Source organism: Streptomyces sp. NPDC101110, assembly GCF_044759525.1.
GTDB lineage: Bacteria > Actinomycetota > Actinomycetes > Streptomycetales > Streptomycetaceae > Streptomyces.
This window is the reverse complement of record NZ_JBIVZM010000001.1, coordinates 693,107-707,625: the sequence shown is the minus strand read 5'-3', so window position 1 is coordinate 707,625 and position 14,519 is coordinate 693,107. Positions and strand designations below refer to the sequence as shown.

Below are 14,519 nucleotides of genomic sequence, written 5' to 3'. Positions count from 1 at the left end.
CGACTGGCTGGACTGGTACAACTACCACCGACCCCACACCGGAATCAGCGGCCACACCCCAGCCAGCCGCGTCACCAACCTGTCCGGTCAGCACACCTAGGGGCTCGTGTGGTCTTGCGTGTGCGGGTGAGTGGGACTGCTTCGCGCGGTTCCCCGCGCCCCTGACGGGGTGATTCACAACCAGCCCTTTTCGCGCGCCACCCGGACCGCCTCCGCCCTGTTCCTCACCGCCAGTTTCTGGATCGCCGTGGAGAGGTAGTTGCGGACCGTGCCCTGGGAGAGGTGCAGGGTCGCTGCCAGTTCCGCGTTCGTGGAGCCGTCGGAGGCCGCCCGGAGGACTTCTCGCTCGCGGTCCGTCAGCGGGTTGGCGCCCTCCGCCAGGGCCGCCGCCGCGAGGGTGGGGTCGATGACGCGTTCGCCGGTGAGGACCTTGCGGATCGCCTCCGCGAGCTGGGCCGCGGGGGCGTCCTTGACCAGGAAGGCGTCGGCGCCGGACTCCATCGCGCTGCGCAGGTAGCCGGGGCGGCCGAAGGTGGTGAGGACGACCAGCTTCACGGCGGGGAGTTCGGCGTGCAGGCGGGCCGCGGCCTCTATGCCCGTCGCGCCGGGCATCTCGATGTCCAGGAGGGCCACGTCCACGCCGTGGGCGCGGGCGGCCTGAAGGACCTCGTCGCCGCGGGCCACCTGGGCGACGACCTCGATGTCCTCCTCCAGGCCGAGCAGGGCGGCCAGGGCCTCGCGGACCATCGACTGGTCCTCGGCGAGCAGGACCTTGATCGTGCGGCTCATGCGGGGGATCCTACGTCCGCCGGTCCGGCCGTGGGCACGCGGGCGACCAGGCGGAAGCCGTGCTTGAACGGGCCGGCCTCCAGGGTGCCGCCCGCCTTGGTGAGGCGTTCGGTCAACCCCGCGAGGCCGTTGCCGTCGCCCGTGCCCGTACCGCCCGAGCCGTCGTCCTCGACGGTGAGTTCCAGCACCGGCCCGTCGAGGGTCTGACGGCGCACCAGCTCGACCGTGCAGCGGCGGGCACCGCTGTGCCGTACGACGTTGGTGACGGCCTCGCGCAGCGCCCACGCCAGGGCGGACTCGCTCTCCTCGGGCACACCGTCGAGGCCCGGCTCGGCGGGCAGTTCGGCGGTGACGCCGGCCGCGGTCAGGGCGACCTGGGCACCGGCGAGTTCGGCGTTCAGGCGGGGACGGCGGTAGCCGGTGACGGCCTCCCGTACGTCGACGAGGGCCTGGCGGCTGACCTGCTCGATGTCGGCGACCTGCTGGGCCGCCTTGTCGGGACGGTCGGGCAGCATCCGCCCGGCCAGCTCGCTCTTCAGCGTGATCAGGGACAGCGAGTGGCCGAGCAGGTCGTGCAGGTCCCTGGCCAGGCGCAGGCGCTCCTCGTTGGCGGCGAGCTGGGCGACGGTGGCCCGGGCCTCGCGCAGGGCGATGGTGGTCCGGACGAGTTCGCGCACGCCGGTCATCGCGAAGCCGCCGAGCAGGGCCGGGATGAGCAGTCCGGCCAGGTAGGCGTGTCCGTCCGGCACCGCGAACGCCACGGCGGTCAGCAGCGCGCAGGCCCCCGGGATCGTCCAGCGGGCCATGCGCAGCGGCAGGGCGGCGCCGGACGCGATCGACACGTACACGAACAGCACCAGCCACTCGCGGCCCAGGGTGAGGGCGAGGAGGGTGGACTGGGCCGCGAGGACCGCGAGCGAGCCGAGCACCAGGCCGTTGCGCTCACCGCGGCCGGTGCGGAAGACCAGCAGCATGTACCAGGTGACGAACGCGGCCAGACCGAGCCAGCCGAGGATCCGCACGCCGGTGCTGTGGCCGCCGTGCAGGAGATCGGTGACGGGTGCGCTCAGGTAGACCAGCCAGATGCCGGTCCACAGCGACTTCACCACGCGCTGCCGGCGGTTGACCGGGCGCTGTCCGATACCGACGCCGACGTCGTTCACGCCTTCAGGGTGTCCTTCCGGTACAGCCAGGCCGCCCCGCCCGCGAAGAGGACGAACGACACCACGAGGACGGCGAGGTCCTGGACGTGCGGGGCACGGCTCTGCTCGATGGCCTGCCCCAGGGCAGCGTACGCGTGCGTCGGCAGCCACTTCGCGATGGCCTGGAGCCAGTCCGGGAAGGTCGTGGTGGGCATCCACAGGCCGCCGAGCATGGACAGGCCGAAGTAAGTGATCATCGTGATCGGCCGGACGGTGTCCCCGCCGGCGAGGTAGCCGAGGGCGACTCCGAGCGCCGCGAACACGAGGCTGCCGGCCCAGATCGCGCCGGTGAGGGCGAGCCACTGCCAGGCGTCCAGCCGTACGCCCTTCACGGCCGCGGCGACGGCGAAGACGATGACGATGGACGGCAGGCTGACGACGGCGGCGCTCGCGGTCTTGGCGAGGACGTAGCCGCGGCCCGGCAGCGTGGTCAGGCGCAGTTGCCTCACCCAGCCGCTCTCGCGCTCCTTGGCGATGCGCTCGCTGTTGCCCATGAGGACGGCCGTGAGGGCCCCGAAGGACGCCATGGAGACCATCATGTAGGTCGGCAGGGTCAGGTCGCTGCCGGGGACCTTCGTGGTGCCGTCGGCGTTGCCCGCGATGATCAGGAACAGCACCGACGGGTAGATCACGGAGAAGAACAGGAACTTGCGGTTGCGCAGGGCGCGGGTGAGCTCCAGCTTGATCAGGCTGTTCATTTCGACTTCGCCTCCTCGGCGGTGGTGATGGCGACGAAGGCCTGTTCCAGGCCGAGTCCGGCGACTTCCAGGTTGCGGGGGTGGACGCCGAGGCCGTACAGGGCGTGGACGGTGGCGTCGGCGTCGGAGGACTGGATGCGCACGGTCCGGCCGGAGATGTCGATGCCGGTGAGGAAGGGCAGGCCGCGCAGGGCCGGTTCGTCGATGGTGCCCTCCAGGTCGAAGGAGACCCGCCGGGCGCCCGCCTTGGCCTTGATCTCGGCGGCCGTGCCGTCGGCGAGGAGCCGGCCGCGGTGCAGGACGAGGACCCGGTCGGCGACGGCGTCGGCCTCTTCGAGGTAGTGGGTGGCGAAGAGGACGGTCCGGCCCTGGTCGGCCTGCTCGCGCATGGTGGCCCAGAAGCCCTGGCGGGTGGTGACGTCCATGCCGGTGGTGGGTTCGTCCAGGACGACGAGGTCGCTGTCGCCGGCGGTGGCGAGAGCGAAGCGGACGCGTTGGGCCTGACCGCCGGAGAGCTTGTTGACCTTGCGGTCGGCGAGCTGCGTGATGCCCGCCCGGGACAGCACCTCGGAGTGCCGGTGGGCCTTCGGGTGCAGGTCGCAGGCGAGCCGTACGAGTTCGGCGACCGTGACCTCGTCCATGAGGCCGCCGCTCTGCAGCATGGCGCCCACGCGGCCGGCCACGATGGCCTCCCGGGGGCTGGTGCCGAAGAGCCGGACGGTGCCACCGTCGGGGTTCTTGAGGCCGAGCAGGAGGTCGAGGGTGGTGGACTTGCCGGCGCCGTTGGGACCGAGCAGCGCCACCGTCTCCCCCGGCCTGAGGTCCAGGGTCAGTGCGTCCACGGCCCGGACGCCGCCGTATGCCTTGCTCACCTGGTCGAACGCGACCACCGAGGCTGTCGTTGTCATACGGACATCGTGGCTTCGGGGGTGCGAGCGGGGGCAGTGCCTGGTGTCCGGACTGCCGCATGACAGGTGTCATGCCGGTGAGATGACGGCGAGAGCCCCCGTCCGCGCCGGACGGGGGCTCTCGTACGACGGCCGGCCGGAGGTCAGTTCGGCTTGGTGTCGATGACTCCGACCCGCTCCGCGGGCGTCTTGCCCCGCAGGGCCTTGCGCAGCGCCGTGACGACGTCCTGCGGCGTGACGTCGCGCTTGCCGCTCGCGCCCTCGATCTGCACGCCGTCGAAGGTCTGGCCGTACGCCTCCTGGAGCGCCTTGAGGTTGTACGTGTCCACGAGCTTGCCGTCGACGGCCTTGAAGCTGAGGATCTTCGGCAGCGACAGCGCCCCGAACGGGATGCTGTGCGCCGCGTCGGTCTGCACGATGGCCTTGGCCGACATCGCGGGCTGCGCGAAGTCCTTCAGCACCCGGTCGACCTCGGCGTTCGAGACGGTCGGCTGCCGGGTGGTGGTCGGCAGGTTCACCGCGCCGGACGCGCCGGTCTCCACCTGGGTGCGGTACGCCTCCTCCACGACCGTCGTCGACTTGGCGAGGTCGACGCCCTTGCCGGTCTTGCCGTACACGGGGACGGCCTTGCCGCCCTTGAACTCGATCGTGCCGTCGGTCGACGCGCCGGAGCCGCCCGCCGCCTCCTCCAGGGAGGCGTGCAGCTTCTCCTCGTCGACGGGCATGACCGGCGTGACGGAACGGTGGTTGCCGAACAGCGACCCGATCACGGAGACCGGGTTGTAGTCGCTCTTCGCCGCCGCGTCGGCCGTGGCGTCCATGTCGAACTGCAGGCCCGCCTTGTCCGGGTCGAGGGCGACGGTCTTGCCGCCCACCGACAGCTTCAGCGGCGTACCGGCGCGGTCGTCGAAGGCCTCGCCGAGCTTCCTGACGGCGCCGTCGCGGGTCGTACCGCCGATGTCGACGCCGAGCACGGTGGTGCCCTTGGGCACGTCGGTGCGGTTCATCAGCAGACCGGCGCCGTAGACGCCGCCGGCGGCCACGACCACGCCGACCGCGAGCAGCACGAGCTTGTTGCGGCCCTTCTTCTTCGGCGCCTTGGAGGAGCTCGCCGGGGGCGGGGTGACCGGCTCGGGCAGCTTCGGGGCGGCGTGCGGCACCGGGCCGTCGGCGGGCGCGCCCGGGCCGAACGGGGAGGCCGCGCCGGGCGTCACGACGGGCATGCCGCTGGTGACGGTGTGCCCGGAGACGTTGTCGTGCCGGGGGCCGTAGCCCTGGCCGTCCGGCGGTTCGGGGGCCGGCTTCTGCGGGGTGAGGACGGCGGTGTCGTCGCTCATGCCACCGCCGGGGCCGGGGGCCGCGGCGCCGGGAGCGGCCGAGGCGCCCGGGCCCGCAGGGCCACCTGGGCGGCCGCCCAGGGCTCCGGGGGCTCCGGGTCCTCCCGGCCTTCCCGGGGCGTTGAAGGCACCGGGGCCGCCCGGGGCGCCGGTGCGGGCGGGCTCGTCGAAGGCCTCGGGAGCGCCGGGCCTGCCCTGCTCGCCGAAGCCGCCCGGGCCGCCGGGAGCACCAGGGGCGTTGAAGGCACCGGGGCCGCCGCCAGGGCCGCCGGACGTGCTGAAGGAGTCCCTCGCCCCGGGGTCGGCCTGATCGCCGAAACCGCCCGGGCCGCCGGCCGGCGGCACCATCGGGCCGTCGCCGGTGACCGGTCCGCCGGTCGGGCCGGCCGGGCGCCGGGATCCGGGGCCGCCGGACGTGCCGTTCGCGCCGAAGCCGTCGGACGTGCCCGGGCCGCCGGCCGGACCGCCGTAGCCACCCTGCCCGTTCTGGCCGTCCTGCCCGTTCTGTCCGTCGCGGCCGTTCTCGGAGAAGTACGGCAGTTCGTCGCGGCGCGGTTCGGCGCCGCCCGGGGCGGGGCGGGAGCCGCTGCCCAGCGGGCCCGCCGCCAGGGCCTCGGTGACGTCGAAGGAGCCGGTGCCGCCGCCGTGCCCGGGCGCGACGGGGCCGCCGGTGGCGCCGCCCGGGAGACCGGCACCGTTCGTGCCGCCGGAGCGGGAACCGCCCGGCACGCCCATGGAACCGACTACTCCGCCGGGCCGGCCGCTGCCCGGCCGCGTCCCACCGGACGCTCCGGCACCGGAGCCGGAACCCGGCGCCGCGGCACCGGGACCACCCGCCGCCGGACGCGAACCGCCCGGCGTTCCGGCACCGTTGGTGGAGCCGCTGCCCGGACCACCCTTGCCGCCGCCCGACTTGCGGGGTGCGAACCAGTCGCTGGCCGGCTTGTCGTCGCCCTGCTGCGCGGGTTCGGCGGGAGGCTCGGCCGGTGCCGGTGCCGGGGACGGGGCGGTGCCCGGGGCCGTCGACGCCTCACCGCGTGTGTCGGTGTCGGCCGCGCCCTCGGTCTCCGCCATGGGCTTGCGCACCACCACGGGCGGAATGGGCCGCGACCCGGGGATGTTGATCCGGATCCGGGTCGTCAGCGTGGTCTCGGTCTTGCGTTCCTCCGGCCGCGTGGCGGAACGGCCCGCGTCCGTACCGGCGTCGGAGACCGTCGGGGTCCCGTACGGCGGCGTACCCGACGGGTAGGCGGCTCCGCCGCGCCCGTTGGGCCCGGAGGACGGAGTGTCAGTTTCACGACTCAAGGCAGGTTCTCCCGGTTGGCTCCGCCGCCCGACACGACCTCACGCGGGCAGCTCGGCGGCGCGCACCACCATACTGGCCACTTCTCGCCCGTATCCCGTGACCGCCTTGGAAACCCACACCGGACCCCCACGGCCACGTACTGGCGAAGTGGTACGTCACTTGGCAAGTCGGGCGGGACCGCCGTCCGGTTGCCGCCCCGGCGCGAGGGTGGCGCAGATCACAGCCACGGCGATGCCCCCGAGCAGGAAGAGATAGGACCCGCTCCCCGCGGCGAAGAGGAAGTCGCCCTCGGGGCGGCTGGCGGTCAGCAGGACGACGGCGAGCATCCAGCCGGCCGCGGCCGCGACGCCCCCGGCCCGGCCGCGGAGCACGAGTGAGCCGCCCAGGACGGCCCCGGCCTCTGCGGCCAGGGCGAGCAGCAGCCCGCCCGGGAACCACCCGGGCTGCACCAGGGCCCCGGCGACGCTCACCACCGCGCCGAGCACGAAGAACCCGAGGCAGGCGCCGACCCGTCCGGCCGTGGGCGGCCGCATCGGCTGGGCGAGCATCGGCGTCCGGTCGTTCATGAGGTCTCCCCGACACCGGCGAACAGGTCCGTCTCCCGCTCACCGGGGCCCGCCTCGCCGCGCACCAGCTCGTAGTACTCGGTGGTGAGGATCGGCTGGGCGAGTTCGTTGGACAGCACGAAGTAGGGCCCGTCCACGGTGATCTGGGTGACGTGGGCGCGCATCGCGGCGGCCTTCGCGGCGGCGTGGGCGGTGCCGTCGATCGCGGTGGTGACACGCTCCTCGGGCACGACACCCGGGACGTCGTCGATGTCGGCGACCTTGGTGAAGGACGTGCCGGACAGATCCTCCCGGAGCCGGGCGAAGGACTCCTCCAGAACCGGCCGGGGGACCCGGTTCCAGTACACCTTGGGGACCGGCAGACCGGCGTCGGCGGACAGCTGCACGGCGCGCATGGCGACGCGGTGGGCCTGGATGTGGTCCGGGTGACCGTAGCCGCCGTTCTCGTCGTAGGTGACGAGGACCTGGGGGCGCACCTCGCGGATCACCTCGACGAGGTGCCCGGCGGCCTCGTCGATGTCGGCCTGCCAGAAGCAGCCGGGGTCGTCGTTGTCGGGCAGGCCCATCATCCCGGAGTCGCTGTAGCGTCCGGCGCCCCCGAGGAGGCGGAAGTCCCGGACGCCGAGCTCGGTCAGGGCCGCGGTGAGCTCGCGGCGGCGGTGCTGACCCAGGGCGGCGCCCGACAGGTGCGCCAGCTCGGGCGGGATGACCTCGCCGCGCTCACCCAGGGTGCAGGTGACCAGCGTGACGTGGGCACCTTCGGCCGCGTACCTGGCCATGGTCGCGCCGTTGATGATCGACTCGTCGTCCGGGTGCGCGTGCACCAGCAACAGACGCCGGTCGGGCAGTTCCGTCATGGGACCAGCCTACGAGGTCCCGCCGGGGTCAGAACTTGATGCTGCCGATCATGCCCGCGATGTTCGTCGTCAACTCGTTGATCGTGGGAGCGACGGTCGAGGAGGCGAGGTAGAAGCCGAGCAGCATGCAGACGATCGCATGCCCCGCCTTCAGTCCCGACTTCTTGACGAGCAGGAAGACGATGATCGCCAGCAGCACCACCGCCGAAATCGAGAGTGCCACGGCGGCTCACCTCCAAAGATCCACGAGGGCGCGGGGGGTCGGACTATGGGGGCATCAAATCCGTACAGCAGCCAGCAGGTTCATACCCACTATGCGTCATTGATCATAACTATCCCTTCGCGCGCATCGATCGGCGCACGGCCGCACAAGGGGGCGCATGGCCAATATGGTCAAGGCATGACGACCGAGCCTCACTCCTTCCCCCGACGGCACGCCCGCACCCAGCGCTTCACGCTCGGCGCGCCGCGCTCGTTCACCGTTGCGCCCGACGGTTCCCGTGTCGTGTTCCTGCGCTCCGGTTCCGGTACGGACCGGGCGAATTCACTCTGGGTCCTCGACACGGAGGAGGGCGCGGAGCGCGTGGCCGCCGACCCGCGCGCCCTGCTGGGAGGGGCTTCGGAGGACCTCTCGCCCGAGGAACGGGCGCGGCGCGAACGCAGCCGTGAGGGCGGGGCCGGCATCGTCGGGTACGCCACCGACACGGCTGTGGAGTTGGCCTCTTTCGCCTTGTCGGGGCGGCTTTTCGCGGCGGAGCTGCGCGCGGGGACGGCGCGTGAACTGCGCGTGCCGGGGCCGGTGATCGACCCGCGTCCGTCGCCCGACGGCCGGCAGGTCGCGTATGTCGCGCAGGGGGCCCTGCGGGTGGTGGGCGCCGAGGGTGAGGGCGACCGGGCGCTCGCCGAGCCGGAGTCGGAGAAGGTCTCGTACGGACTGGCCGAGTTCATCGCGGCCGAGGAGATGGGGCGTTCGCGGGGCTTCTGGTGGGCTCCGGAGTCGGACCGGCTGCTCGTGGCGCGGGTGGACGACACGCCGGTGCGGCGCTGGTGGATCGCCGACCCCGCGCATCCGGAACGGGAGCCTCAGCGGGTGCCCTACCCGGCGGCGGGCACCGCCAACGCGGAGGTGCGGCTGTTCGTGATCAGCCTGGACGGGCTGCGCACGGAGGTCGCCTGGGACCGGGCGCGTTACCCGTATCTGGCACATGTCCACTGGTCAGCGGCGGGGGCGCCACTGCTGCTCGTACAGGCGCGCGACCAGCGCAGTCAGCTGATCCTGGCCGTGGACCCGGACTCGGGCGCGACGCGGATGGTGCACGCCGATGAAGATCGAACTTGGCTGGATCTTTTCCCCGGCGTGCCGTGCTGGAGTCCCTCGGGTCAGCTGGTGCGGATCGCCGACGAGGGCGGGGCGCGGGTGCTGGCGGTCGGGGACCGGCCACTGACGGGGGCGCAGCTGCACGTCCGGGCCGTGCTGGACGTCTCCGGGCACGACGTGCTGATCTCGGCCTCGGCGGGCGCGGAGGCCGCGGGCGAGGCCGGGACGGGCGAGGTGCACGTGTACCGGGTGAACGAGCTGGGTGTGGAGCGGGTGTCCCCGGAGCCGGGCGTGCACGCGGCGGTACGGGCCGGGGACGTGACGGTTCTGGTCTCGGCCGCACTGAACCGGCCAGGTTCGCTGGTGCAGGTCCTGCGCGACGGAAAACCGACCAGGACTGTCCCTTCATATGCCGAAGATCCTGGTATGTCCCCCCGCGTGACGCTCACCGAGGGGGGCGCACGCCGCGTACCGTGCGCCGTGCTTATGCCTCGGGACTACGACGGCGACACCCCGCTGCCGGTCCTCATGGACCCCTACGGCGGGCCGCACGGCCAGCGGGTGGTCGCCGCGCACAACGCCCACCTCACGTCGCAGTGGTTCGCGGACCAGGGCTTCGCCGTCGTGGTCGCGGACGGCCGCGGCACCCCGGGACGCTCACCCGCCTGGGAGAAGGCGGTCCACCACGACTTCACGCTGTCACTCGACGACCAGGTGGACGCGCTTCAGGACCTCGCCAAGCGCCACCCCCTGGATCTGTCCCGGGTGGCCATCCGCGGCTGGTCCTACGGCGGCTGGCTGGCGGGCCTGGCGGTGCTGCGCCGCCCGGACGTCTTCCACGCGGGCATCGCGGGCGCGCCGGTGACCGACTGGAGCCTGTACGACACCCATTACACGGAGCGCTACCTGGGCGTCCCGGCCGAGCACCCGGAGGCGTACGCGAAGAGCTCCCTGGTCACTCCCGACGGGCTGTCCTCCCCCGCCGAGCCGCACCGCCCACTGATGATCGTGCACGGCCTCGCCGACGACAACGTCGTGGTGGCCCACGCCCTGCGCCTGTCCTCGGCCCTGCTGGCCGCCGGCCGCCCGCACGAGGTGCTGCCGCTGTCCGGCGTCACCCACATCACCCCGCAGGAACAGGTCGCCGAGAACCTGCTCCTCCTCCAGGTCGACTTCCTGAAGCGCTCCCTGGGCATCACGGCCCCCTGAACACGGCGACGGGCCGGACCGCCTCCCGGCGCCCCGGCCCGCCTACGGCACCCGCACGGCCGTACGCCGACCAGCCTGACGCGTCCGTATATCGGAACCGGGTCGGCGAAGTTGCCTGCGTGTTAACGCAGTTGGCAGCGGTGCGAGCCGGGCCGGACAGCAGCATTTCCCGGCACCCCAGGGGATGCCGGGAAATGCGACGGTCGGGTCAGGCCGCGTGGACCACGTCCTTCTCCTCCGCGAAGTGGCAGGCGGACTCGTGGGCCGCCGGGGTGTCCGCACCCTGGAAGCGCTCGGGGATGGCCAGGAGGGGGACCTCCTGGGCGCACTTGTCCTGCGCCTTCCAGCAGCGGGTGCGGAAGCGGCAGCCCGAGGGCGGGTTGGCCGGGGACGGGACGTCGCCGGTGAGGATGATCCGCTCGCGGCCCTCGCGGGACTCCGGGTCGGGGACCGGGACGGCCGACAGCAGCGCCTGGGTGTAGGGGTGCGTCGGGTGGTCGTAGATCTCCGTGTCCGAGCCGATCTCGGCCATCTTGCCGAGGTACATCACACCCACGCGGTCCGAGATGTGCCGGACGATCGACAGGTCGTGCGCGATGAAGAGATACGAGAGGTTGAACTCGTTCTGCAGCTTCTCCATCAGGTTGATGACCTGCGCCTGGACGGACACGTCCAGGGCGGAGACCGGCTCGTCGCAGATGATGATCTCGGGGTTCAGGGCCAGGCCGCGGGCGATGCCGATGCGCTGGCGCTGACCGCCCGAGAACTGGTGCGGGTAGCGGTTGATGTACTCGGGGTTGAGGCCGACGACGTCCAGGAGGTCCTGGACCTTGCGACGGCGGTCGCCCTTCGGCGCCACCTCGGGGTGGATCTCGAAGGTCTCCCCGATGATGTCGCCCACCGTCATACGGGGGTTGAGCGAGGTGTACGGGTCCTGGAACACCATCTGGATGTTCCGGCGGACCGCCTTCAGCGCGCGCCCGGACAGCTTGGTGATGTCCTGGCCCTTGTAGAAGATCTCGCCCGCGGTCGCCTTCTCCAGCATCATCAGCAGCTTGGCGACGGTGGACTTGCCACAGCCGGACTCGCCCACGATGCCGAGGGTCTCGCCCTGGTAGAGGTCGAAGGAGACCCCGTCCACGGCCTTGACCGCACCGATCTGACGCTTGAACAGGATGCCCTGGGTCAGCGGGAAGTGCTTGACCAGGTTGCGCACCTGAAGGATCGGCTCACCGCGTTCGACCGGCGCCTCGATGGCGGCCACGGCCTCCGCGTCGGTGGCGGCCTCCACCGTCTCGACCTCGGTGACGTTGGGGGTGGCGTCCATGGACTCGTCCGTCTTGTCCAGCTCAGCCATGGATCGTCTCCTTCCAGAAGTGGCACGCGCTGCCTCGCCCGGGCAGCTCGCCGCCGTCCCGCTCGGTGACCGGGTGCAGCGGCGGGACGTCCGTACGGCAGATGTCCTGCGCCTGCGGGCACCGCGGGTTGAACGCGCAACCGGTCGGGATCCGCAGCAGGTTGGGCGGCAGACCCTTGATCGCGTAGAGGTCCTGGCCCTTCTGGTCCAGGCGCGGGATCGACTCGAGCAGACCCTTGGTGTAGGGGTGCGCGGGCCGCTTGTACAGCTCGTGCACGGGCGCGGTCTCCACGATCCGGCCGGCGTACATCACCGCGATCTTGTCCGCGACGTCGGCGACCACGCCGAGGTCGTGGGTGATCAGGATCAGGCCCATGTTGTACTCGCGCTGCAACTCCGCGAGCAGGTCCATGACCTGGGCCTGGACCGTCACGTCGAGGGCCGTGGTCGGCTCGTCGGCGATGATCAGGTCCGGCTCCAGGGCGAGCGCCATGGCGATCATGATGCGCTGGCGCATACCGCCGGAGAACTGGTGCGGATAGTCGCCGACGCGCTCCTTGGCGGCCGGGATCTTCACACGGTCCATCAGCTCGATGGCCTTGGCCCGGGCGTCCTTCTTGCTCAGGCCCTGGTGGACGCGGAACATCTCGCCGAGCTGGTAGCCGACGGACAGCACCGGGTTCAGCGCGGACAGCGCGTCCTGGAAGATCATGGCGATCTTCCGGCCGCGGATCTTGCGCCGGGCGTCGGCGGACATGGTGAGCATGTCCTCGCCCCGGTACAGGATCTGGCCCTGCGGGATGCGCCCGGGCGGCATGTCGAGAATGCCCATAATCGCCTGGGCGGTCACGGACTTGCCGGAGCCGGACTCACCGAGCACGGCGAGCGTCTCGCCGGAGCTCACGGTGTAGTTGACGCCGTTGACGGCCTTGGCCACGCCGTCACGGGTGTGGAACTCGACGTGCAGGTCGCGCACTTCGAGCAGGGGAACGTCGCCGTCGGCCGCGCCGCGCGGCTCGGGGACGTTCCGGGTCTTGTCGATGGTGGTCACGTACGCCCTCCTCAGCGCAGCTTCGGGTCGAGGGCGTCGCGCACCGCGTCGCCGAGCATGATGAACGCGAAGACGGTGAGGCTGAGCATGCCCGCCGGGAACAGCAGTGTGTGCGGGTTGTCCCGGATCACCTTGCTGCCCTCGGAGATGTCGATGCCCCACGAGATCGTCGGGTCGCTCAGGCCGAGGCCCAGGAACGACAGCGTCGCCTCCGCGGAGATGTAACCGCCGAGGGCGATCGTCGCCACGACGATGGTGGGCGCGACGGCGTTCGGCATCACGTGGCGGAACAGGATCCGCGTGGTGCCGGCGCCCAGCGCCCGGGCCGCCGTCACGTAGTCCGCCTGCTTCGCCGTGATGACGGAGCTGCGCATGACCCGCGCGATCGAGGTCCAGCCGAGGAAGGCCAGGGCCAGGATGACGACGTACACCTTGCGCTCGGTGAAGGCGTTCAGCACGACCATGGTGCCGAGCAGGAACGGCAGCCCGAAGAAGATGTCGACGATCCGGGAGATCACCGAGTCGATCCAGCCGCCGAAGTAGCCGGCCAGCATGCCGAGCAGACCGCCGAGCAGCGTGACGGCCGCGGTGACGCAGACGCCCACGAGGATCGAGGCGCGGGTGCCGTGGATGACGCGCGAGTAGATGGAGCGGCCCTGCTGGTCGTAACCGAACCAGTCGGGCTGGAAGAAGTGCCCCAGCTGCGGCTTGCCCAGGTAGTGGTGGACGAGGTCGCCGTCGCGCGGGTCGACGCTGGTGAACATGCCGGGGAACGCGGCGATCACCAGGAGCAGGACCAGCAGCACCGAGGAGATCCAGAACATGGGCCGGTGCCGCAGGTCGTACCAGGCGTCACCCCACAGGGAGCGGGGCTTCTCGCTCGTCTGCGCGCTCTGCTTGCCGGGGGCGTCGACGGCCGGCGGGGCCACGGCGTCCACGGCCGCTGCGTCGGTGGTCTGGGCCTTGGTCACGTCAGGCATACCGGATCCTCGGGTCCAGGACCGCGTACAGCAGGTCGATGAGCAGGTTGATCAGGAGGATGACGAGGACGAGGACCGTCACCACACCCGTGACCGTCGAGCCCTCGCTCGTCTGGATCGCCCTGTAGAGGAGGTTGCCGACACCCTGGATGTTGAAGATGCCCTCGGTGATGACCGCGCCGCCGATGAAGCCGCCGACGTCGGTGCCGACGAAGGTGACCACGGGGATCAGCGAGTTGCGCAGCAGGTGGACACCGATGATGCGGCGCCGGGGCAGGCCCTTGGCCAGCGCGGTGCGCATGTAGTCGGCCCGCAGGTTCTCGGCGAACGTCGTCCGGGTCAGCCGCGCGACGTACGCCATGGAGAGCATGGCGAGGACGAACGCGGGCAGGAACAACTGCGAGTAGGACGTCGAGTCCTGCACGTTGGGCGGCAGCCAGCCGAGTTCGTCGGCGAAGATGAACCGGGCGATGAAGCCCAGCACGAACACCGGGATGGAGATCACCGTCAGGGTGAAGACCAGCACACCGGTGTCGGCGGCCTTACCGGCCCGCAGACCGGCCCACGCGCCCAGGCCGACACCGATGATGATCTCGATGGTGATGGCCAGCAGCGTCAGCCGCAGGGTCACCGGGAAGGCGTCGGCCATGAGGTCGATGACCGGGCGCCCGGCGAGGTTGTTGCCGAAGTCTCCCTTGAGGAGATTCAGCATGTAGTGGAAGTACTGCTCGAGGACGGGCTTGTCGAAGCCGTACTCGCGCTTGATCTGCGCGATCTGTGCGGGATCGGGAGCCTTGTCCCCGTAGATGGCCCGGACCGGGTCGCCCGGCAGGATGTGGACCATCAGGAAGATCAACAGAGTTGTCCCGATGAAGATCGGGATCATCTGGAGCAGTCGCCTGGCGGCGTAGCGCCCCATCTTGCGCCTCCATGCCGTGAGG

General features: G+C 71.5%; 13 protein-coding genes and 1 pseudogene. 2 read left to right on the top strand and 12 right to left on the bottom strand.

Features of this window, described 5'->3' with window-relative positions; genetic code table 11:
* Positions 1-100 (top strand): annotated as a pseudogene (locus tag ACIQU3_RS03310) (IS481 family transposase); the annotation flags it as partial.
* Positions 101-174: 74 nt separating this feature from the next.
* Here ACIQU3_RS03310 and ACIQU3_RS03305 read toward each other — a convergent pair.
* The 8 genes from ACIQU3_RS03305 to ACIQU3_RS03270 all read right to left on the bottom strand — a co-directional run bounded on the left by ACIQU3_RS03305 (position 175) and on the right by ACIQU3_RS03270 (position 7,886).
* Complete coding sequence (locus tag ACIQU3_RS03305) at positions 175-789, bottom strand: response regulator transcription factor (protein WP_403725386.1); 615 nt, start codon at positions 787-789, stop codon at positions 175-177.
* Entirely contained in the window at positions 786-1,952 is a 1,167-nt protein-coding gene (locus ACIQU3_RS03300; RefSeq protein ID WP_403725383.1) for a sensor histidine kinase, read from the bottom strand. The genes ACIQU3_RS03305 and ACIQU3_RS03300 overlap by 4 nt, the downstream gene beginning before the upstream one ends.
* Complete coding sequence (locus tag ACIQU3_RS03295) at positions 1,949-2,689, bottom strand: ABC transporter permease (protein ID WP_403725380.1); 741 nt, start codon at positions 2,687-2,689, stop codon at positions 1,949-1,951. Before ACIQU3_RS03295 ends, ACIQU3_RS03300 begins: the two co-directional genes overlap by 4 nt.
* Entirely contained in the window at positions 2,686-3,597 is a 912-nt protein-coding gene (locus tag ACIQU3_RS03290; protein WP_403923198.1) for an ABC transporter ATP-binding protein, read from the bottom strand. Before ACIQU3_RS03290 ends, ACIQU3_RS03295 begins: the two co-directional genes overlap by 4 nt.
* Before the next feature lie 143 nt (positions 3,598-3,740).
* Entirely contained in the window at positions 3,741-6,239 is a 2,499-nt protein-coding gene (locus ACIQU3_RS03285; protein WP_403923196.1) for a hypothetical protein, read from the bottom strand.
* 156 nt (positions 6,240-6,395) lie between these two features.
* Positions 6,396-6,806, bottom strand: coding sequence for a DUF6113 family protein (locus ACIQU3_RS03280; protein WP_403725369.1), 411 nt, complete (start codon positions 6,804-6,806; stop codon positions 6,396-6,398).
* Positions 6,803-7,663: an N-acetyl-1-D-myo-inositol-2-amino-2-deoxy-alpha-D-glucopyranoside deacetylase gene (mshB, locus tag ACIQU3_RS03275; protein ID WP_403725365.1), complete on the bottom strand. Its 861-nt coding sequence runs from the start codon at positions 7,661-7,663 to the stop codon at positions 6,803-6,805. The genes ACIQU3_RS03280 and mshB overlap by 4 nt, the downstream gene beginning before the upstream one ends.
* A gap of 28 nt (positions 7,664-7,691) precedes the next feature.
* Complete coding sequence (locus ACIQU3_RS03270; RefSeq protein WP_031103282.1) at positions 7,692-7,886, bottom strand: hypothetical protein; 195 nt, start codon at positions 7,884-7,886, stop codon at positions 7,692-7,694.
* Between the two features lie 177 nt (positions 7,887-8,063).
* Between ACIQU3_RS03270 and ACIQU3_RS03265 the strand changes: the two genes are divergently transcribed.
* The gene (locus ACIQU3_RS03265; protein ID WP_403725360.1) at positions 8,064-10,190 is read left to right on the top strand and encodes a prolyl oligopeptidase family serine peptidase; all 2,127 of its coding nucleotides are present in this window, start codon (positions 8,064-8,066) and stop codon (positions 10,188-10,190) included.
* Positions 10,191-10,398: 208 nt separating this feature from the next.
* Here ACIQU3_RS03265 and ACIQU3_RS03260 read toward each other — a convergent pair whose 3' ends face one another.
* The 4 genes from ACIQU3_RS03260 to ACIQU3_RS03245 are packed head-to-tail and all read right to left on the bottom strand — an operon-like array spanning position 10,399 to position 14,497.
* Positions 10,399-11,547, bottom strand: coding sequence for a dipeptide ABC transporter ATP-binding protein (locus ACIQU3_RS03260; RefSeq protein ID WP_361119882.1), 1,149 nt, complete (start codon positions 11,545-11,547; stop codon positions 10,399-10,401).
* On the bottom strand, positions 11,540-12,598 hold the full coding sequence (locus ACIQU3_RS03255; RefSeq protein WP_403725355.1) for an ABC transporter ATP-binding protein: 1,059 nt from the start codon (positions 12,596-12,598) through the stop codon (positions 11,540-11,542). The genes ACIQU3_RS03260 and ACIQU3_RS03255 overlap by 8 nt, the downstream gene beginning before the upstream one ends.
* Positions 12,599-12,609: 11 nt before the next feature.
* The gene (locus ACIQU3_RS03250) at positions 12,610-13,578 is read right to left on the bottom strand and encodes an ABC transporter permease (protein WP_403725353.1); all 969 of its coding nucleotides are present in this window, start codon (positions 13,576-13,578) and stop codon (positions 12,610-12,612) included.
* Positions 13,571-14,497 (bottom strand): ABC transporter permease, encoded by a 927-nt coding sequence (locus ACIQU3_RS03245; RefSeq protein WP_362235396.1) that lies wholly within the window; start codon positions 14,495-14,497, stop codon positions 13,571-13,573. Before ACIQU3_RS03245 ends, ACIQU3_RS03250 begins: the two co-directional genes overlap by 8 nt.
* Positions 14,498-14,519: the final 22 nt, after the last annotated feature.

What these genes read in the sequence shown, in the direction of transcription:
- ACIQU3_RS03305 (WP_403725386.1), bottom strand. Translation starts at nt 789, where the DNA reads ATGAGCCGCACGATCAAGGTCCTGCTCGCCGAGGACCAGTCGATGGTC.
- ACIQU3_RS03295 (WP_403725380.1), bottom strand. Translation starts at nt 2,689, where the DNA reads ATGAACAGCCTGATCAAGCTGGAGCTCACCCGCGCCCTGCGCAACCGC.
- ACIQU3_RS03290 (WP_403923198.1), bottom strand. Translation starts at nt 3,597, where the DNA reads ATGACAACGACAGCCTCGGTGGTCGCGTTCGACCAGGTGAGCAAGGCA.
- ACIQU3_RS03280 (WP_403725369.1), bottom strand. Translation starts at nt 6,806, where the DNA reads ATGAACGACCGGACGCCGATGCTCGCCCAGCCGATGCGGCCGCCCACG.
- mshB (WP_403725365.1), bottom strand. Translation starts at nt 7,663, where the DNA reads ATGACGGAACTGCCCGACCGGCGTCTGTTGCTGGTGCACGCGCACCCG.
- ACIQU3_RS03265 (WP_403725360.1), top strand. Translation starts at nt 8,064, where the DNA reads ATGACGACCGAGCCTCACTCCTTCCCCCGACGGCACGCCCGCACCCAG.
- ACIQU3_RS03260 (WP_361119882.1), bottom strand. Translation starts at nt 11,547, where the DNA reads ATGGCTGAGCTGGACAAGACGGACGAGTCCATGGACGCCACCCCCAAC.
- ACIQU3_RS03250 (WP_403725353.1), bottom strand. Translation starts at nt 13,578, where the DNA reads ATGCCTGACGTGACCAAGGCCCAGACCACCGACGCAGCGGCCGTGGAC.
- ACIQU3_RS03245 (WP_362235396.1), bottom strand. Translation starts at nt 14,497, where the DNA reads ATGGGGCGCTACGCCGCCAGGCGACTGCTCCAGATGATCCCGATCTTC.